14 protein-coding genes, 5 tRNA genes and 1 pseudogene are annotated in these 18,485 nt (G+C 63.3%); 16 read left to right on the top strand and 4 right to left on the bottom strand.

Annotation, left to right across the window (positions count from 1 at the left end; all coding sequences use genetic code 11):
- The first annotated feature begins 404 nt into the window (after positions 1-404).
- The 6 genes from OKW41_RS33115 (at position 405) to OKW41_RS33090 (ending at position 7,484) form a co-directional block, all read left to right on the top strand.
- Complete coding sequence (locus OKW41_RS33115) at positions 405-752, top strand: hypothetical protein (protein WP_429450341.1); 348 nt, start codon at positions 405-407, stop codon at positions 750-752.
- 192 nt (positions 753-944) lie between these two features.
- The gene (locus OKW41_RS33110) at positions 945-2,861 is read left to right on the top strand and encodes an extracellular solute-binding protein (protein ID WP_429575243.1); all 1,917 of its coding nucleotides are present in this window, start codon (positions 945-947) and stop codon (positions 2,859-2,861) included.
- 49 nt (positions 2,862-2,910) lie between these two features.
- Positions 2,911-3,948, top strand: coding sequence for a microcin C ABC transporter permease YejB (locus OKW41_RS33105; RefSeq protein ID WP_429450338.1), 1,038 nt, complete (start codon positions 2,911-2,913; stop codon positions 3,946-3,948).
- Positions 3,948-5,054: an ABC transporter permease gene (locus OKW41_RS33100; RefSeq protein WP_429575242.1), complete on the top strand. Its 1,107-nt coding sequence runs from the start codon at positions 3,948-3,950 to the stop codon at positions 5,052-5,054. Before OKW41_RS33105 ends, OKW41_RS33100 begins: the two co-directional genes overlap by 1 nt.
- Complete coding sequence (locus tag OKW41_RS33095; RefSeq protein ID WP_429575241.1) at positions 5,051-6,682, top strand: ABC transporter ATP-binding protein; 1,632 nt, start codon at positions 5,051-5,053, stop codon at positions 6,680-6,682. The genes OKW41_RS33100 and OKW41_RS33095 overlap by 4 nt, the downstream gene beginning before the upstream one ends.
- A gap of 136 nt (positions 6,683-6,818) precedes the next feature.
- A complete protein-coding gene (locus OKW41_RS33090; protein ID WP_429575240.1) occupies positions 6,819-7,484 on the top strand; it encodes a C40 family peptidase in 666 nt (221 codons plus the stop codon).
- Between the two features lie 113 nt (positions 7,485-7,597).
- On the opposite strand, the gene OKW41_RS33085 is transcribed toward OKW41_RS33090, so the two are convergent.
- A complete protein-coding gene (locus OKW41_RS33085; protein ID WP_429450333.1) occupies positions 7,598-8,545 on the bottom strand; it encodes a patatin-like phospholipase family protein in 948 nt (315 codons plus the stop codon).
- Between the two features lie 485 nt (positions 8,546-9,030).
- Between OKW41_RS33085 and gltX the strand changes: the two genes are divergently transcribed.
- The 8 genes and pseudogenes from gltX to OKW41_RS33045 all read left to right on the top strand — a co-directional run bounded on the left by gltX (position 9,031) and on the right by OKW41_RS33045 (position 13,178).
- Positions 9,031-10,440, top strand: a complete 1,410-nt coding sequence (gltX, locus tag OKW41_RS33080; protein WP_429575239.1) for a glutamate--tRNA ligase — start codon at positions 9,031-9,033, stop codon at positions 10,438-10,440.
- Between the two features lie 120 nt (positions 10,441-10,560).
- A tRNA-Ala gene (locus OKW41_RS33075) sits at positions 10,561-10,636 on the top strand.
- A 187-nt stretch (positions 10,637-10,823) separates the two neighbouring features.
- A tRNA-Glu gene (locus OKW41_RS33070) sits at positions 10,824-10,899 on the top strand.
- A gap of 90 nt (positions 10,900-10,989) precedes the next feature.
- Positions 10,990-11,066 (top strand) — tRNA-Asp (locus OKW41_RS33065).
- A 61-nt stretch (positions 11,067-11,127) separates the two neighbouring features.
- Positions 11,128-11,203, top strand: a tRNA-Glu gene (locus tag OKW41_RS33060).
- Positions 11,204-11,283: 80 nt separating this feature from the next.
- Positions 11,284-11,360: transfer RNA gene (locus OKW41_RS33055), tRNA-Asp, on the top strand.
- Between the two features lie 443 nt (positions 11,361-11,803).
- Positions 11,804-12,591 (top strand): annotated as a pseudogene (locus OKW41_RS33050) (reverse transcriptase domain-containing protein); the annotation flags it as partial.
- A gap of 122 nt (positions 12,592-12,713) precedes the next feature.
- Positions 12,714-13,178 (top strand): GNAT family N-acetyltransferase, encoded by a 465-nt coding sequence (locus OKW41_RS33045; RefSeq protein WP_018417609.1) that lies wholly within the window; start codon positions 12,714-12,716, stop codon positions 13,176-13,178.
- A gap of 47 nt (positions 13,179-13,225) precedes the next feature.
- Here the strand turns inward: OKW41_RS33045 and OKW41_RS33040 are convergent, their stop codons facing one another.
- Positions 13,226-14,125 (bottom strand): AraC family transcriptional regulator, encoded by a 900-nt coding sequence (locus OKW41_RS33040; RefSeq protein WP_429450331.1) that lies wholly within the window; start codon positions 14,123-14,125, stop codon positions 13,226-13,228.
- Between the two features lie 182 nt (positions 14,126-14,307).
- On the opposite strand from OKW41_RS33040, the gene OKW41_RS33035 reads away from it, so the two are divergent.
- Positions 14,308-14,709: a gamma-glutamylcyclotransferase family protein gene (locus OKW41_RS33035; protein WP_429575238.1), complete on the top strand. Its 402-nt coding sequence runs from the start codon at positions 14,308-14,310 to the stop codon at positions 14,707-14,709.
- 127 nt (positions 14,710-14,836) lie between these two features.
- Here the strand turns inward: OKW41_RS33035 and aceB are convergent, their stop codons facing one another.
- Positions 14,837-16,429: a malate synthase A gene (aceB, locus tag OKW41_RS33030; RefSeq protein WP_429575237.1), complete on the bottom strand. Its 1,593-nt coding sequence runs from the start codon at positions 16,427-16,429 to the stop codon at positions 14,837-14,839.
- A gap of 80 nt (positions 16,430-16,509) precedes the next feature.
- Positions 16,510-17,316 carry a haloacid dehalogenase type II gene (locus OKW41_RS33025; protein ID WP_429450326.1) on the bottom strand — a complete coding sequence of 269 codons (807 nt, stop codon included), beginning with the start codon at positions 17,314-17,316 and terminating at the stop codon, positions 16,510-16,512.
- Positions 17,317-17,467: 151 nt separating this feature from the next.
- On the opposite strand from OKW41_RS33025, the gene OKW41_RS33020 reads away from it, so the two are divergent.
- Complete coding sequence (locus tag OKW41_RS33020) at positions 17,468-18,370, top strand: LysR family transcriptional regulator (RefSeq protein ID WP_184004033.1); 903 nt, start codon at positions 17,468-17,470, stop codon at positions 18,368-18,370.
- Positions 18,371-18,485: the final 115 nt, after the last annotated feature.

The raw sequence follows: 18,485 nt of genomic DNA, 5'->3' as shown, positions 1-18,485 counted from the left end.
TCGAACATTTATTGGTTTTCAATGGAAGTCATCCTACCACTTGGAAACGACCTGGATATCCGGGGAAACCATAGCTATCGCTACATTTTTCCTTGATTTTCGGGATAATTTAATATTTTTTCTGCCTCGTCTCCGAGCAGTGATCGGATGACTGTGGTGAAGAATATCGAGCAGATATGTTCTTTCGAACTTTAAAATGTTCGTTTTCGGGATGTGAGCCGGACCGCGAGCCGGCGCCCGCGCGGAGGGTGCTTTTTCACCGCCGTCTGGCGTGTGTAACCAGACATTACGCCGCCGCCCCGGCGAGGCGATTTTCAGCATCAGCAATTACAAAGTTGAAATACGCGCGTTGCTGCCTTGCGTTATATTTCCGCCAACAAAACATGTTCCTACAAAGGTGATCAATGAAGTCCGCTCGTCTTGTTCCGCTTGTGCTCGGCGTGTTGACGTTGGCTGCATCGGGTGCCGCGATGGCCGCGGGGCTCAACATCGGGGTCAATATCGGCATTCCCGCGCCGGTCTACGTCGCACCGGCGCCGGTCTACGCACCGCCGCCGCCGCCGCCTCCGCCCGTCGTCTATCAGCCGGCTCCCGTGTACTACGGCGGTCCGCAAATCGTGATCGGCTGGCATGGCGACCGTTACTGGGACGGCCGTCGCTACTGGGCGCGCGACGACTGGTATCGCCACCGTCCGCCGGGCCACGGCGGCTATGAGCGCGGCCACTACGACCAACATCGCGGCTGGCACTGAGTCGCCACTGCGTCAGCGCTGAAGCGCGCCAACCGGTCGCAGCGATGACAGAACCGCCCTTGGAGGGCGGTTTTGTTTTTTGTGCTGAAACATCCGTCGCTGACGCAGTTCGTCACAGTCGCCCGCCAGATCGCGCAAGCTAATTGGGTAGAATCCCCCACATCGCCACTGCCCGCTTACCAGCACGACTCCATGACAACTGGCTCGCGACGGGTTCAAACGCCTGAGGGACTTCGACACAGTGTGATCCACGGACCCTTGCGCGCCGCGCTCGCCGTCGCGTTGCTGTGCGCGAGTCTGTTCGTCGCGCCGCACGCGCATGCCGCGCATGCGATCGCGCAATACGGCGAGCCCAAATATCCGGCCGGCTTCAAGCACTTCGACTACGTCAATCCCGATGCGCCGAAAGGCGGCACGCTCGTGCTCGCGAACCCGAGCCGTCTAACGAGCTTCGACAAGTTCAATCCGTTCACTCTGCGTGGAAATGCGGCGCCCGGCCTCGAATTGATGTTCGAGAGCCTGACGATCGGCAGCAGCGACGAAGTCGCGTCCGCCTACGGGCTGCTCGCCGACGACATCGTCGTCGCGCCCGACGGTCTGTCGGTCACGTTCCACATCAACCCGCGCGCGCGCTTTTCGAACGGCGACCCTGTGACCGCCGACGACGTCAAGTTCTCTCTCGACACGCTGAAGAGCCCGCAGGCCGCGCCGCAGTTCGCATCGCTTTTCAGCGAGATCAAGCGCGCGGTCGTCGTCGATCCGGCCACGGTGCGCTTCGAGTTTCGCGAGCGCAATCGCGAGTTGCCGCTGCTCGCGGGCAGCATGCCGGTGTTCTCGCGCAAGTGGGGGATGAAGCCCGACGGCAGCCGCGTTCCGTTCGACCAGCTCGCATTCGAAAAGCCAATCGGCAGCGGGCCGTATCTGATCGACAGCTACGACAACGGCCGCACGATCACGTTCAAACGCGACCCGCACTATTGGGGCGCCGATCTGCCGGTGCGCGTCGGCATGAACAACTTCGATCGCATCGTCTACAAGCTGTATGCCGATAGCACCGCGCGGCTCGAGGCGTTCAAGGCTGGCGAGTACGACGCGCTCGTCGAATACATCGCGCGCAACTGGGTGCGGCGCGACGTCGGCAAGAAGTTCGACAGTGGCGAGTTGATCAAGCGCGAGTTTGCGCAGCACAACGGCACCGGCATGCAGGGCTTTTTCCTGAACACGCGCCGGCCGCTGTTCCAGGATGTGCGGGTGCGCAAGGCGCTCGATCTCGCGCTCGACTTTCAGTGGCTGAACCGCCAGCTGTTTTTCAGCCAGTACACGCGCATCGACAGCTATTTCGCCAACACCGAATGGCAGGCGAAGGGGCTGCCTTCGCCTGGCGAGCTCGCGCTGCTGGAGCCGTTTCGCGCCCAACTCGACCCGGCGGTATTCGGGCCGCCGCCGAAGCAGCCCGATACCGATCCGCCCGGCTCGCTGCGCGCGAATCTGCTGCAGGCGCGCGATCTGCTGCAGCAGGCCGGCTGGACCTATCGTGACGGCGCGCTGCGCAACGCGAAGGGCGAGCCTTTCCAGTTCGAGATACTCGACGACTCGGGTTCGGCCTCGTCGATGGAGCCGATCATCGCGACCTTCACGCGCAATCTGCAAAAGCTCGGCATTACCGCGAACTTCCGCACCACCGACTTCGCGGTCTATCAGAAGCGGCTCGACGCATTCGACTTCGACGTGACGACGATTCGCATGCCCGACGTGCAGGTGCCGGGCTCCGAGCAGATCACCCGCTTCGGCAGCAAGGCCGCCGATACCCCCGGCTCGGACAACGCGATCGGCCTGAAGTCGCCGGCCGTCGACGCGGTGCTGAACGCGCTCGTGCATGCGCAAACGCGCGAGCAGCTGACCGATGCCGCGCACGCGCTCGACCGTCTGCTGACGCATGGCTACTATGTGGTGCCGCACTGGTACAGCGGCACGCATCGCGTCGCGTTCAAGCGCGGGCTCGCGTGGCCGAAGACTTTGCCGCTGTACTATGGCGCGGAGGGCTGGATCACGACGATGTGGTGGTACGAGGATCCGCGGGCGCGCACGCCCACGGGCAGCGCCGACTGATCCGCAGATCCATCGCCCCCACCAACGCGTTCGCACTGGAACACCGCCTATGTGGAACTACATCCTCAAACGCCTGCTGCTGATGATCCCGACGCTGCTCGGCGTGCTGACGCTGACCTTCGTCGTGATCCAGTTCGTGCCGGGCGGCCCCGTCGAGCAGATGCAGCACGAACTGCGCAAGGGCGCGGAGGGCGCGTCGCCGTTCGGGCTGCGCTCGCATAGCGGCGTCGATGCGCAACAGATCGCGCAACTGAAGCAGCTGTACGGCTTCGACAAACCGCCGCTCGAACGCTACGTGCTGATGCTCAAGCGCTTCGCGACCTTCGATCTCGGCCAGAGCTATTTCCGTCATCAGAGCGTGTGGTCGCTGATCGTGTCGAAGCTGCCGGTGTCGATCAGCATCGGCCTGTGGACGTTCTTTCTCACCTATCTGATATCGGTGCCGCTCGGCATCGCGAAGGCGGTGCGCAACGGCTCGCACTTCGATATCGCGACGAGCCTCGTCGTGCTGGTCGGCTACGCGATTCCGGGCTTCGTTCTCGGCGTGCTGCTGCTCGTGCTGTTCGGCGGTGGCACGTTCCTGCAGCTGTTTCCGCTGCGCAACCTCACTTCCGACAACTGGGACCAGTTGAGCGTCGTCGGCAAGATCCTCGACTATCTATGGCATATCACGCTGCCGATCACGGCGTCGGTGGTGGGCAGCTTCGCGGTCGTCACGATGCTGACGAAAAACGCGTTCCTCGACGAAATCCGCAAGCAGTACGTGCTGACCGCGCGTGCCAAAGGTTTGTCCGAGCGGCGCGTGTTGTGGAAGCACGTGTTTCGCAATGCGCTGCTGCCGCTGATCGTCAATTTCCCGGGCGCGTTCATCGGCGCGTTCTTCACCGGCAGCCTGCTGATCGAAACCCTGTTCTCGCTCGACGGGCTCGGGTTGCTGTCGTATGAATCGGTGATGCGGCGGGACTATCCGGTCGTGCTCGGCACGTTGTATCTGTTCACGCTGATCGGCCTCGTCACGCGGCTGATCTCCGACCTTTGCTATGTGTGGGTCGATCCCCGCATCCAATTCGAACAACTGGAGCGCTGATGAATCGAGCCCGCCTTTCCGCCGACGCGGCGGCGCGCACCGAACCCGCGCGGGCACTGATGTCGCCGTCGCCGGCGCGTCGCGTGTGGCATCGTTTTCGCCAGCAGCGTCTCGGCTACTGGAGCCTGATCATCTTCGTCGTCGCGTTCGCGGCGAGCCTCGTGGGGCCGCTGTGGTCGAACGACAAGCCGGTCGTCGTGCGCTACGACGGCCATCTGTACTTCCCGCTCGTCAAGACCTACGCCGAGACCACCTTCGGTGGCGACTTCCCCACGCCGACCGATTATCTTGATCCGTACATCCGTCACCGCTTCGATGCGCCGGGCAACTTCGCGCTGTATCCGCCCAATCATTACTACTACGACACGCTCAATTACTTTTCGAAGGCGCCCAACCCGGCGCCACCGTCGCGCGAGAACTGGCTCGGCACCGACGACCGCGGCCGCGATCTGTTCGCGCGTCTGCTGTACGGTTTCGGCGTGTCGGTCGTGTTCGGCCTCGTGCTGACCGTGATCAGCACGATCGTCGGCATCGTCGCCGGGGCAGTGCAAGGTTACTTCGGAGGGCGAACGGATATCGTCGGGCAGCGTCTGATCGAGATCTGGAACGCGATGCCGCAGCTCTATCTGCTGATCATCTTTTCATCGATCTTCGAGCGCAGCTTCGCTCTTTTGATCGTGCTGCTGTCGCTGTTCAACTGGATCGGCCTGTCCGACTACGTGCGCGCCGAGTTCCTGCGCAATCGCCAGCAGGACTATGTGCGCGCCGCGCGCGCGATGGGCCTGTCGCATTGGCAGATCATGTGGCGTCACGTGTTGCCGAACAGTCTGACGCCGGTCATCACGTTCCTGCCGTTCAGCATGAGCAGCGCGATTCTCGCACTGACGAGTCTCGACTTCCTCGGCCTCGGCGTGCCGCCGCCGACGCCGAGCTTGGGCGAACTGCTCGCTCAGGGCAAGGCGAATCTCGACGCGTGGTGGATCTCGGTGTCGACCTTCGGCGTGCTGGTGGCGATGCTGCTGCTATTGACCTTCATGGGCGACGCGCTGCGCAACGCGCTCGACACGCGTATCTCCGATGCGATACACGCCGGAGGTGGTCAATGAGCGCGCTGCCGCAAATCGATCCGCAATCGACGGACACGCCGCTGCTCGAACTCGACCATCTGCGTGTCGCGTTCGGCGACACGGTGGCCGTCGACGACGTCACGCTCGCGATCGCGCGCGGTGAACGCGTCGCGCTCGTCGGCGAGTCGGGCTCGGGCAAGAGCGTGACCGCGCTGTCGGTGCTGCGCCTGCTGAACGACGCGCAGGTGAGCGGGGCGATCCGCTTCGATGGCAAAGATCTGCTCGCGAAGAGCGAGCGTGCGATGCGTGGCCTGCGCGGCTCGGACATCGCGATGATCTTCCAGGAACCGATGACCGCGCTCAATCCGCTGTATACGATCGGCGACCAGATTGCGGAAACGATCGTCGTGCATGACGGCGTCAGCGCGACCGAAGCGTGCAGGCGGGCGGTCGCGCTGCTCGCGCGCACCGGCATCACCGAGCCGGAGAAGCGCATCAACAGCTACCCGCATCAGCTGTCGGGCGGGCAGCGGCAGCGCGCGATGATCGCGATGGCGCTCGCCTGCCGGCCGCGCCTGTTGCTCGCCGACGAGCCGACCACCGCGCTCGACGTGACGATTCGCGCGCAAATCGTCGAGCTTCTGCTGGAACTGCAGCGCGACGAAGCACAAAAGCGCGGCACGGCCGTGCTGCTGATCACGCACGACCTGAACCTCGTGCGTCACTTCGCGCAGCGCGTCGCGGTGATGGAGCGAGGCGTGCTGGTCGAAACCGGCACGGTCGAGCAGGTGTTCGAGGCGCCGCGCCATCCGTATACTCGGCGGCTGCTCGCGAGCCGGCCGCAGCGCGAGGTCGTGCCGGTGCTGCCGATCTCGCCGGTGCTGCTCGAAGCGCGCGACGTGGCGGTCGACTTCAGAACGAAGCTGCCTGGCCTGCGTGGCTGGTTCGGCGCGGGGCGGTTTCGCGCGGTCGACGCGGCGAACGTGTCGGTGCGCCAAGGCGAGACGCTCGGGATCGTCGGTGAATCGGGATCGGGCAAGTCGACGCTCGCGATGGCACTGCTCGGTCTGCAGCGCACCGCGCATGGCGAGATCCAGTTTCAGGGCAGGGTGCTCGCGAGCTATCGCGGCGCCGAAAAGACCGCGCTGCGCTCGAATATGCAGGTCGTCTTTCAAGACCCTTTTAGTTCGCTTTCGCCGCGGCAGACGATCGAGCGGATCGTCGGTGAGGGGCTCGCGCTGCATCGGCCGCAGATGACTCCGCAGGCGCGGCGCGACAAGGTCGTCGCGGTGCTGCGCGAAGTCGGCATCGACCGGACCGCGCTGTATCGCTATCCGCATGAATTTTCGGGCGGGCAGCGGCAGCGCATCGCGATCGCGCGCGCGCTGGTACTGGAGCCGCGCGTGCTGATCCTCGACGAACCGACCAGCGCGCTCGACGTATCGATCCAGCAGCAGGTGCTCAAGCTGCTCACCGGTTTGCAGCACAAATACAACCTCGGCTTCGTCTTCATCAGCCACGACCTGGAAGTGATCGGGGCGATGGCGCATCGAGTCGTGGTGATGCAAAACGGATCGATCGTCGAGACCGGCGAAGTCGAGAAGATTTTTGCTGCTCCCGCGCATCCTTACACGCGAAAGCTGCTGAAAGCGGCGCTTGATCGTTGATTTTTCACCCTTTCACCAATTGAGTGCGCCTGTCGATTGATTTTTCCTATTCCTTTTGACAGGCAAATACTTACTGGCTAGTATCGAGCAAACTTTTTTCTAGACCCCTGATTTTTTTGGCAAAAACTACCGACCAATGCAGCACAGAAACTTCACCCAGGCTTGCACGCGCGTCGTCGCCGGGATGTTCATTGGCGTCTTGATGGCAGCAGCTCCCGGCGCGTTCGCCGACGAAGTAAGCAGTTTTAATCAGAATGCCTCATATCCGACCGCCAACGGCTCGGATCCTCTCTCCCTTCTCACTCCCCAAACCAAGGCCGCAGGCAGCGAAAGCGGCGGCGCCAAATCGTTCCTTTCGGGAATGGCCGGCAAAGCGGGCGACGTGGTGGTCGGCGCGTTGAACATGATCGGCGTTCGCTACCGTTGGGGCGGCAATACGCCTGATTCCGGGCTCGATTGCAGCGGTTTCGTGCGCTACGTGTTCCAGGACACGCTCGGTCTCGCGCTGCCGCGCCGTGCCGAGGAAATGAGCCGCCTGGGCGAGAAGGTGCGGGTAAGCGACCTGAAGCCGGGGGACCTGGTGTTCTTCAATACGATGCGCCGCACGTTTTCGCACGTCGGCATCTATATCGGCGACAACAAGTTCGTGCACTCGCCGTCCACCGGCAGCACGATCCGCGTCGACGACATGGATGACGGCTACTGGGAAAAACGCTTTACGGGTGCGCGTCGGATCGAGACCTCGTATCAGGCCGACGATCTGCGCAAGCGCGTGACCGCGACGATCGGCGGGAATAACTGATTCGGCGCCAGGCCTGGCGATAAAAAAGCCTGCTTCGTTCGAAGCAGGCTTTTTGCGTTTGATGCGCGCATTTTTGCCATGGCGACGCACAGCGACTGTGCGTCGCCGGGCTTTCAGGCTCCCATGCGCCGCGCGGCGAGCTTGCGCTGCAACTCCGGCATCATCTTCGCGACCGCTTCCTCGCCGGCGAGGATCGCGGCGTTGCGCTGTGAGAAATCGCTGCCGCTCATCGCCGCGAGATTCGGCCGGATCACCACGTCGGCGTACTTGTCGAGCTCGTAGGCCTTGATCGTCTGGCCCATGATCGTGAAGGTCTGCATCAGCACGTCGAACGAGCTTGCCGTGACGCCGGTCTCCGGTCGCTGCGAGATATCGACGGCGATCACGAAATCCGCGCCCATCTTGCGCGCGAACGACGCCGGTACCGGGCTGACGAGACCACCATCCACGTATTCGTGACCGCCGATCTTCACCGGCTCGAAGATCGACGGCACGCTGCACGACGCGCGCACCGCGATGCCGGTGTTGCCGCGCTGGAACAGGATCGGCTGGCCGGTTTGCAGATCGGTCGCGACCACGCCGAGCGGCCTCGCCATCTTCTCGATCGGGCGGTTGTTCAGCGTCGTGTTCAGGTAGTTCTGCAGCGCGACGCCCTGCAGGAAGCCGCGCGTACGAAACGGCATCGCCCAGTCGCTGATCGACGCTTCGTCCATCGACAGCGCGAGCTTGTTCAGCGCGAAGCCGTTCATGCCCGACGCGTACAGCGCGCCGACGACGGAGCCGGCGCTCGTGCCGGCAATCAGGTCGATCTGGATATTGCGCGCCTCGAGAGCCTTGATGATGCCGATGTGCGCAAAGCCACGCGCGGCGCCGCCGCCGAGAGCGAGCGCGACGCGAACCGGCTTCTGTTGCGCTTTTTCAGGCGGCGGGGGAACGGCGGGCGTCGCGATGATCGGCGCGCCATCGAGTTTGCCGGCGGTCGTGGTGCAGGCGGCAAGCACCGCGGATGCGGCCGCCAGCGAAAAGCTGCGGCGGCTCAAGTTCGGGGATGAGGGTTTCAACGAGTTCTCCAGCAACGGCGCGGGCGACGCGAGCGGCGTCGCGCGTACCGCGATCAGGCTGAGGTCAGACCGGGCGGATCGCCGACGGCGATTGCGCACGCTGCAGCGGTGTTCGCTCCGTATCGGATCGATGTGCGGTAAGCCCGCATCGCAGCGCGCACATCTTAATGCAAACGATCGGCTCGCGCGGTCCGCTGTAATGAAACGTTGCAGAGGAAGTATTCGGAACTGACACGGCGCTTTTTCAAGATGGGTTGGGCGAGCGCTGGGAAGGTGCGTACGCAGATGTCCGGACGCCATTCATCCACGCGCCTTAGGTCGTTCGGACGAGGGCGGCAACCCGCGTGCGGAAGGTATAATTCGGCTCTTGTACTTATTCCCTCGTGGCCGTGCGCGACGTCGCGCGCAGCATGGGCACGCTTCGCTGCCGCGCTTCGCAGTCATGTTCGCCTGAGCGCCGGCGCCTGTTTTCCGAGTAACCGCTAATGACCACCTCCGTTCGTACCCGTTTCGCACCGAGTCCCACCGGCTTCATCCACCTGGGCAACATCCGCTCGGCGCTGTATCCGTGGGCGTTCGCGCGCAAGATGAAAGGGACCTTCGTGCTGCGGGTCGAGGACACCGACCTCGAGCGCTCCACGACCGAATCCGTCGACGCGATTCTCGAAGGCATGGCGTGGCTCGGCCTCGATTTCGACGAAGGCCCGTTCTACCAGATGCAGCGCATGGACCGGTACCGCGAAGTGCTGAAGCAGATGCAGGAGGCGGGGCTCGTCTATCCGTGCTACATGTCGACCGAAGAGCTCGACGCGCTGCGCGAGCGCCAGCGCGAAGCAGGCGAAAAGCCGCGCTACGACGGCACGTGGCGCCCGGAGCCGGGCAAGGTGCTGCCGGAGCCGCCCGTGGGCGTGAAGCCGGTGCTAAGGTTTCATAATCCGCTGACCGGCGTGGTCGCGTGGGACGACGCGGTGAAAGGCCGCATCGAAATCTCGAACGAAGAACTCGACGACCTCGTGATCGCGCGTCCGGACGGCACGCCGACGTATAACTTCTGCGTCGTCGTCGACGATCTCGACATGCGCATCACTCACGTGATTCGTGGCGACGACCACGTCAACAACACGCCGCGCCAGATCAACATACTGCGCGCGCTCGGTGGCGAGCCGCCGGTGTATGCACACCTGCCGACCGTGCTGAACGAGCAGGGCGAGAAGATGAGCAAGCGCCACGGCGCAATGAGCGTGATGGGTTATCGCGATGCGGGGTATCTGCCGGAAGCGGTCGTCAACTATCTGGCGCGCCTCGGCTGGTCGCATGGTGACGCGGAGATTTTCACGCGCGAGCAGTTCGTCGAGTGGTTCGATCTCGAGCACCTCGGCAAGTCGCCGGCGCAGTACGACCATGACAAGCTGAACTGGCTCAACGCGCACTACATCAAGGAAGCCGACAACGCACGCCTCGCCGAACTGGCGAAACCGTTCTTCTCGGAGCTCGGCATCGACGAAGCCACACTCACCCAAGGTCCGGATCTGACGAGCGTGGTGGGCCTGATGAAGGATCGGGCTTCGACCGTGAAGGAGATCGCGCAGAACGCCGCGATGTTCTATCGCACCCCGGCACCCGACGCTGAGTCGCTTGCACAGCACGTAACCGACGCGGTTCGTCCGGCGCTCGCTGATCTGGCCGCTGCATTGGATACGGTCGAATGGACCAAGGAGGCGATCGCCGCCGCGCTGAAAGCGACGCTCGGCACGCACAAGCTGAAGATGCCGCAGCTCGCGATGCCGGTGCGTCTGCTGGTGGCGGGTACGACGCATACACCGTCGATCGATAGCGTGCTGATGCTGTTCGGTCGCGACGTCGTCGTTAGCCGCATCGAAAAAGCGCTTGGCTAATCCGTTGGCGGCGTGCGTCAGAGGTTTCGCATGCCTCCGGAGAAAATTCGAATGTAATTGCTCAAAGGGTATTTACAAAGCGCAGATCGCCCTCTAGAATCTCGTTTCTCTGATGTGCGCGGGGGTATAGCTCAGCTGGGAGAGCGCTTGCATGGCATGCAAGAGGTCAGCGGTTCGATCCCGCTTACCTCCACCAACAGAGCAGAGAGGTTAAAGTGGTTAAGAAGTCTGGTGGTTGTAGAAAAAAGACTTCACAAACTGCTGAAATGTGGTTAAAGTAGCGGTCTTCGCTGTTGACCAGAAAATAACTTGGCGAATTAACTGAAAAGTTAGCGCGAGTTGATCAAGTCAAAAGTGGATTGAGACGGATCTGAAAAGATTTTGTCCCCTTCGTCTAGAGGCCTAGGACATCACCCTTTCACGGTGAGTACAGGGGTTCGAATCCCCTAGGGGACGCCAAACATCAGCGTCGCTTTAGTATTCGAGTAGTAGTAAAGCAGCGCAGCTTGCAGAGAATTAACCGACGCTCGCAAGCAGGGTGTAAAGACTGGAGTGGTAGTTCAGTCGGTTAGAATACCGGCCTGTCACGCCGGGGGTCGCGGGTTCGAGTCCCGTCCACTCCGCCAGACAAAGCCCGTTCATACATACTTGAACGGGCTTTTTCATTAAAGGTATAAGCAGTACGTTGTCCCCTTCGTCTAGAGGCCTAGGACATCACCCTTTCACGGTGAGTACAGGGGTTCGAATCCCCTAGGGGACGCCAGAACATCGGCGTCGTTCGGTTGGAAGTTTGAACGGTAGAGCACGCTGAGAGTATGGCTCGCAGGCTGCGATGCAGAATCTGGAGCGGTAGTTCAGTTGGTTAGAATACCGGCCTGTCACGCCGGGGGTCGCGGGTTCGAGCCCCGTCCGCTCCGCCAGATTTGAGAAAGCCCACTTCGCAAGACGTGGGCTTTTTTTATTGTGCGCCCAGCATGGGCGCAATCCTGCCAGTGCAAGTCCCGCCATAAGCTGGTCACAGCGAATGAAGTGAAGCGCAACTGCATGAGGGCGGCCGAATGTGGGAAGGAAGCGTGGAGCGTAAATCGCGAGCCGATGAACAAGAACTGCATAGAAGGCGTTGCCAGGCACGGCGGGCGAGCAATAGACCGCGAAGCTCTTGTGACCAAGGCGAAGCGGCGTAAATGCGGCGGCTGTGCGATGAAGGAGTGCGCTCTTACCTGGGGAGATTTCGCCTCATGCCTGAAAGGGCGACGGCGTCGAGCCGGAGCTAGAAGTCAGCAGAGGCCGTAGTAGTCGCAGGACAGATCGGTGAGACTGAAGCTGGTGATGAAGGGCCGAACGGGAGGGAGTGTCCAGCGCCATGTCGATGCGACAGGAATTGCGTCAGATGCCCGCGCAAGCGGGCGATCGGAGGCACGCACGGTGAAGCTGCCTATTTCCGTGAGCGACGAAGCCTGTTGCCCGCGCCATGAATCCGGGGACACAGGGTCATCGCTGTCATCGCTGCTGGTAGCGGCGTTGACGAGAGAGAACCTGAAGCACGCGTTCAAACGGGTACGGGCCAGCAAGGGAGCCGCTGGCGTGGACGGTCTGGACATTGACCAGACGTTGCGCCTTCTGGTGACAGCGTGGCCCGCGATCCATGAACAGTTGCTGAAGGGGACGTACCGGCCCAGTCCGGTACGGCGGGTGACGATCCCGAAACCGGACGGAGGTGAGTGCGAGCCTGGCATCCCGACGGTAACGGACCGGCTGATCCAGCAGGCGCTGCGGCAGGTGCTGCAGCCGGTTTTGGACCCGACCTTCAACGAGGAGAGCTACGGCTTCCGGCCCGGACGGCGTGCGCACGACGCGGTGCTTGCCGCGCAGTCGTACGTGAAGTCGGGCCGGCGAATCGTGGTGGACGCTGATCTCGAGAAGTTCTTCGACCGGGTCAACCACGACATCCTGATTGACCGTCTACAGAAAACGAATTGGCGAGGCCAGCGTGATCCGGCTGATCCGCCGTTGCTGGCCAACGTGTAGCTCGACGTGGTGGACAAGGAACTGGAACGGCGCGGCCACTGCTTCGTGCGCTGTGCCGACGATGCGAACGTGTATATCCGCAGCCGTCGTGCTGGTGAGCGGGTGATGGCGCCTGCACATAGGACCGTAACCGTCCGTTTCTACTGCCGTTGCCGGCCGCCTCCCGGAAGGCTCGGGACAAACAGCCATTGCCAGCGCGCGCGGCATGTTTTACCGTTTATCCGACTCATCCTCGCGGTCCTGCCATGTTCGATCCCACCGAAGCTCCGTCACCGTTTCATCTGCGCACGGCCAGCATGGACGATTTCGAGTTTGCCGAGGCGCTGACCCGCAACAACATGGGCGGCTACTATCGCCGGCATCATCTGGTGTGGCGCAGCGATCTGTTTCTCGGCAGTTGGCGCGAATCGGAGAATTTCATTCTCGAAGTGGATGGCGTGCCGATGGGCGTGCTGCGTATCACCGAGGAGGGTGATTCGCTGCATATCCGCGACGTGCAGATCGCCGAAGGATATCGTCGGCTTGGCGCCGGTACGTTTCTGCTCGACATCTCGCATCAATGGGCGCGCGAGCGCGGGCTGCGCGAGTTGCAGTTGCGCGTATTCGTCGACAATCCGGCGGCGCGGCTCTATCAGCGCAAGGGCTATAAGCTCGCCGGGCCGCGGCTAGCGCAGCTAGGCGCAATCCGTCATCTGGCGCGGCGGGTTTGAGGCGTGCCCCGCATTGATGGCCGACGCGCAGCGCTAGTTGTCGCCATTCACCGCTCGGCGACGTCCGTCGAACCGGCTTGATCCTGTGCCGTTTCATCATCCGCTTGCGCGTCATCATGCTCGCCGTTGCTCGCGCGATGCTCGGCGCCTCGCTCGATAAACGCGCGTGGACTCGCGCCGAACGCACGCCGGAACATCGCGGAGAAGGCGCTCTGGCTCTGATAGCCCAGTTCCTGCGCGACGTGCGACAGCGGCCGTCCCTGGCTCAACAATGGAATGGCGCGCGCGAGAATCGCCTGCTGACGCCACTGCGAAAAACTCACACCCAGCTCCTGGCGGAACAGCCGCGCGATCGTGCGCGTGCTCGCGCCCACCGTCGATGCCCACTGCTCGAGCGACTCGCCATGCATCGGGTCGGCGATCACGGCCTCGCACAGCGCGCGCAGGCGCTTTTCGCTGGGCATCGGCACGGACAGCGGCAACGGCTCGGAGCGCGTCAGTTCATCGAGCGCGAGCGCGCCGAGCACCTGCTCGCGCGCGGCGGACAGGCCAGGCGTATCGAGCGCGGCAATCACCTCGCGCAACAGGTTCGATACTTCGACGACGCGCGGCGTATCGAGCCCGGCCGGCACCGTACTCTCGGTGATGTACAGCGTGCGCAGGAACGCATCCTCGACGGCGACCACTTCGTGCGTCACATGCGGCGGCAACCAGATTGCGCGCGATGGCGGCACCATCCATGTCGTGCCTGTCGTTGCGACCCGCAGCACGCCGCGCGACGCATACGCGACCTGCGCCCAGGCATGCGTATGACGCGCGATATGCCAGCCCGCCGGCATTGGCCGCGAGCGCACGCGGATCGGATGCATCTCGTTCGGCGCGAACTCGGGCGGTATGTCGGCGAAACGCACGCGGCTCAACAAGTCGGAGTCGGAGGACGAGGTCATGGCGAGGTCGGTTCGGATCACGGAGCTGGCAACGGCGAAGCGCGGTCGAGGCCATTCACCGCCGCGGGCATCAAGCATTGTAGGCCGTGCCCAGTTTCTGTTGCCGACGGGCCGCCGTTGCATAATGTCCCGATGGCCCCCGAGCCACCGACATCACCTCTGACCATGGAGACTCAACGACGATGCAGACCGTCTTTGTCTACGGCACGCTGCGTGCCGGTGAAACCAACGACATCAGCGAAGCCGCCGCGCGCAACGACATCCCCGCACCGAGCCTGCTCGGCAGTACCACCGTGCGCGGCCATCTGTTCGATTTTGGCGCCTATCCGGGTCTCGTCGTCGACGAAGCGGGCATCGACGTGCGCGGCGACGTCTATGAAATCGACGATGCGCTCGTCGCGGTGCTCGACGAAATCGAAGCCGTGTATCCGGGCGTCGAGGAGCGTTTTTTGGCACGTGAGGTGATGGTCAAAGTGGACGGCAACGTCGTGAATTGCCGCTTCTATCCGGTCGCGCCAAGCGCCGTAAAAGGGCTGCCCGAAATCCGTTCAGGAGATTGGGTCGAACATCGGCGCACGCGCTGAGCTGGTCCAAGAAGGCGAGCAAAAAAAACGGCGCGCCACGTATGTCCGCGGCGTGCCGTCGTTCAAGCCGATGGGATCACCTGGCTCGAGCAGGCCCAAGGCGCTCGAGCCCGCATCATCAACACCATCAAATCTCTTCGTAAAGCGGCAGCGTCAGAAAATCGGTGAACTGCTCTGCGGTCGACATCTGCTCGAAGATCTGCGCGGCACGCTCATACGGCTTCGTATCTCCGCCCACCGTCTGTTTGACCTTGTCGAGTTCCTGCGCCGCGAGCTCGCGCACCAGTTCGACCGTCACCTTGCGACCGTCGTCGAGTTTGCCCTTCGGCGAGCGGATCCACTGCCAGACCTGCGAGCGCGAAATCTCGGCGGTGGCCGCATCTTCCATCAGGTTGTGAATCGGCACACAGCCATTGCCCGCGAGCCACGAACCGAGGTAGTGAATGCCGACGTTGATGTTGTTGCGCAAGCCCGCTTCGGTGATCGGCGTTTCCGGGCGGAAGTCGAGCAGGTCGGTTGCGGTCACGAGCACGTCGACGCGCTGCTTGCCGATCTGGTTCGGCCGATCGCCGAGCACCTTGACGAACTCTTCCATCGCGACCGGCACGAGGCCCGGGTGCGCGACCCAGCCGCCGTCGTAGCCGTCGCCCGCGTCGCGCGCCTTGTCTGAACGCACGCCGGCCATCGCCTTGTCGTTCGCGGCCGCATCGTTCTTGATCGGAATCAGCGCGCTCATGCCGCCGATCGCCGGCGCGTTGCGGCGATGGCAGGTCTTCAGCAGCAGCAACGCGTACGCGCGCATGAACGGCGAGGTCATCGTGATCTGCGAGCGATCGGCGAGGCAGAAGTCTCGGTCGCTCTTGAACTTCTTGATCGCCGAGAAGATGTAGTCCCAGCGGCCCGCGTTCAGGCCCGAGCTATGTTCACGCAGCTCGTACAGGATCTCGTCCATTTCGAACGCGGCGACGATCGTCTCGATCAGCACCGTCGCGCGAATCGTGCCGCGCGGCACGCCGACCGCTTCCTGCGCGGCGACGAAGATGTCGTTCCACAGCCGCGCTTCGAGATGGCTCTCCATCTTCGGCAGATAGAAGTACGGGCCCGAGCCGCGCGCGATCAACTCCTTCGCGTTGTGCACCATGTACAGCGCGAAATCGAAGATGCCACCCGACACGCGCTGGCCGTCGACCTTCACGTGCTTCTCGTCGAGATGCCAGCCGCGCGGACGTACGATCAGCGTCGCGGTCCTGTCGTTGAGCCGGTACGCCTTGCCGTTCTGTTCGAGCGAGATCGTGCGGCGCACCGCGTCCTTCAGATTGATATGACCGGTGATCTGATTGTCCCAGCTCGGCGCGTTCGAATCCTCGAAGTCGGTCATGTAGGAGTCGGCGCCCGAATTGAGCGCGTTGATGATCATCTTGCGCTCGACGGGGCCGGTGATCTCGACGCGCCGGCACTGCAGATCCTGCGGCAGCGGCGCGATCTTCCAGTCGCCTTCGCGCACGCTCTTGGTGGCGGCGAGGAAGTCGGGCCGCTCGCCCGCGTCGAGCCGCTTCGCGCGCTCGACGCGCGCCTGCAGCAACTGCTGACGGCGCGGCTCGAACGTACGGTGCAAGGCCGCGACGAGTTCCAGCGCTTCGCGGGTGAGGATCGCGTCAAAGCCGGGCTTGATGTCGCCGGTGATTTCCATGCCTTGCGGCAACGACAGCGAATTAGCCATGTTTTCTCCTTGGTCGGTCAGATTGCAAAAATGCGAAGGTTGAAAAGGGGGAAGTGGATTGCCGAATGCGAGGGGCGCCGTCATACGCGCGGGCCGGCGCGCTTGCGACTGCCACTGCCAGGAACTTTCGTTCGACGGCCGCCGCTCGAGCGTGACGACGTCGCGAGTGTGCGCAGAAAGTCCAGCAGATCGTTCATGCCGCTACCGGTGCCATGCGGCGTCACGCCGAGCTCTTCGACGGGCAGGTTCTGCCGGTTCAGCCAGAACGTCGTGAAGCCGAACCATGTCGCGCCCGCGACGTCCCAGCCGTTCGACGACACGAACACGATCTCGCGCGCGGCCACGCCGAACGCGTCGGGGCCGAGCGCATACGCGGCAGGCGAGGGTTTGTACGCGCGCACGGCGTCGACCGACAGCACGTGATCGAAGAGGGCGTTCATGCCGGCGCTCTTGACCGCGATGTCGAGCATTTGCGGATTGCCGTTTGACAGAATCGCGAGCCCCACGCGTGGCGCGGCGGCGGCCTCGCGCAACGCGCGCAGCACGGGCACCGCGTCGGGAAATGCGGACAGGCACGCGTATTCGTCCATCAGCCGCTTTTCGGCCGCGCGGCCGAGCGTGAGCTGCAGTCTTTTCGCGGCGAAGCGCAGCGCGTCGAGCGTGATGTCCCAGAACGGGCGGTAGTGTTCGCCGGGGGCGTCGCTGCGCGCGGCGAGCGTGCGCAATTGCGTGTATTCGATCTGCTTCTGGCGCCACAGCTGCGACAGCGCGTCGCCGTGGCTTGGGAACAGTTGCTCCGCGGCGGCGATCACCGAATGCACGTCGAACAACGTGCCGTAGGCGTCGAAAATCACTGCTCGCGGGGAAGGTGTCGTTGTGGCCGACATTGCCATGCGCTCCTGTCAGAGGTCGGGATCGATTGTATTGGTGACCTTAGGTGCTAAAAAATAGGCTAAAGATCACTTGATCTTTTACTTTTTCGTACCTAATCTGACGCGCACTGCCCACTTTTCCGCCTCGCCGCGGCGCGTATCGTTCATGGACCGTTTCAAGCAGATCGAGACCTTCGCCACTGTCGCGGCCAAAGGGAGCCTGTCCGCGGCGGCGCTCGCCGAGGGCGTCGCGCCCGCGATCATCGGCCGGCGCATCGACGCACTGGAGGAGCGCCTCGGCGTGAAGCTGCTCGTGCGCACGACGCGCAAGATCACGCTGACCTTCGAAGGCTCGGCCTTTCTCGAAGACTGCCAGCGCATTCTTCACGACATGCAGAACGCCGAGGCGAGCGTGTCGGCGGGCGGCGTGAAGGCGAGCGGCCATCTCCGGCTGTCGGCGCCGGCCGGCTTCGGGCGCCGGCACGTGGCGCCACTGGTGCCCGCGTTCACGGTCGCGCATCCGGACGTGTCGATCACGCTCGATCTGTCCGACCGTCTCGTCGACCTCGTCAACGAAGGCTTTGATTGCGCGGTGCGGCTCGGCGAGTTGCCCGATTCGTCGCTGGTGTCGCTGAAGCTCGCGGAGAACCGCCGCGTATGCGTCGCGTCGCCCGCGTATCTGAGCCGGCGCGGCGCGCCGCACAGCCTGGCCGATCTCGCGCGCCACAACTGCCTCGCGCTCGGCGCCAGCGCGAACCAGCAGCGCGGCTGGATGTTTCAGCACGACGGCAAGGTCGTGTCGATCAAGGTATCCGGCACGATGGAGTGCTCGGACGGCGCGGTGCTGCACGAATGGTGTCTCGCCGGACACGGGCTCGCGTGGCGCTCGTGGTGGGAGGTCGGCGCGGAGATCGCGACGGGCCGCCTCGTCAGCGTGCTCGACGAATTCGCCGCGCCGCCGATCGGCATCCACGCGGTGTTCCCGCAGCGCCGTCATCTGCCGCTGCGGGTGCGGCTGTTTCTGGACTTTCTCAAGCATACGTACGGCGAACCCGGTTACTGGGACTGATGCGCCAATCTCCAGACAGACGCGGATACCCGCATTCATACGCATTACAATCGTTTCGAGCAGCCTGCACCATGGGCTTTGGTGGACGCTGACGCCGTGCTGCGGGCAGCCGGCG

Source organism: Paraburkholderia sp. UCT70, from assembly GCF_050434085.1.
GTDB classification, from domain to species: domain Bacteria; phylum Pseudomonadota; class Gammaproteobacteria; order Burkholderiales; family Burkholderiaceae; genus Paraburkholderia; species Paraburkholderia tuberum.
Note: the sequence above shows the minus strand (reverse complement) of the source record. Positions and strands in the feature narration are given on the sequence as shown.

What these genes read in the sequence shown, in the direction of transcription:
- OKW41_RS33115 (WP_429450341.1), top strand. Translation starts at nt 405, where the DNA reads ATGAAGTCCGCTCGTCTTGTTCCGCTTGTGCTCGGCGTGTTGACGTTG.
- OKW41_RS33110 (WP_429575243.1), top strand. Translation starts at nt 945, where the DNA reads ATGACAACTGGCTCGCGACGGGTTCAAACGCCTGAGGGACTTCGACAC.
- aceB (WP_429575237.1), bottom strand. Translation starts at nt 16,429, where the DNA reads ATGGCTAATTCGCTGTCGTTGCCGCAAGGCATGGAAATCACCGGCGAC.
- OKW41_RS33105 (WP_429450338.1), top strand. Translation starts at nt 2,911, where the DNA reads ATGTGGAACTACATCCTCAAACGCCTGCTGCTGATGATCCCGACGCTG.
- OKW41_RS33095 (WP_429575241.1), top strand. Translation starts at nt 5,051, where the DNA reads ATGAGCGCGCTGCCGCAAATCGATCCGCAATCGACGGACACGCCGCTG.
- OKW41_RS33045 (WP_018417609.1), top strand. Translation starts at nt 12,714, where the DNA reads ATGTTCGATCCCACCGAAGCTCCGTCACCGTTTCATCTGCGCACGGCC.
- OKW41_RS33100 (WP_429575242.1), top strand. Translation starts at nt 3,948, where the DNA reads ATGAATCGAGCCCGCCTTTCCGCCGACGCGGCGGCGCGCACCGAACCC.
- OKW41_RS33025 (WP_429450326.1), bottom strand. Translation starts at nt 17,316, where the DNA reads ATGTCGGCCACAACGACACCTTCCCCGCGAGCAGTGATTTTCGACGCC.
- gltX (WP_429575239.1), top strand. Translation starts at nt 9,031, where the DNA reads ATGACCACCTCCGTTCGTACCCGTTTCGCACCGAGTCCCACCGGCTTC.
- OKW41_RS33020 (WP_184004033.1), top strand. Translation starts at nt 17,468, where the DNA reads ATGGACCGTTTCAAGCAGATCGAGACCTTCGCCACTGTCGCGGCCAAA.
- OKW41_RS33035 (WP_429575238.1), top strand. Translation starts at nt 14,308, where the DNA reads ATGCAGACCGTCTTTGTCTACGGCACGCTGCGTGCCGGTGAAACCAAC.
- OKW41_RS33040 (WP_429450331.1), bottom strand. Translation starts at nt 14,125, where the DNA reads ATGACCTCGTCCTCCGACTCCGACTTGTTGAGCCGCGTGCGTTTCGCC.
- OKW41_RS33090 (WP_429575240.1), top strand. Translation starts at nt 6,819, where the DNA reads ATGCAGCACAGAAACTTCACCCAGGCTTGCACGCGCGTCGTCGCCGGG.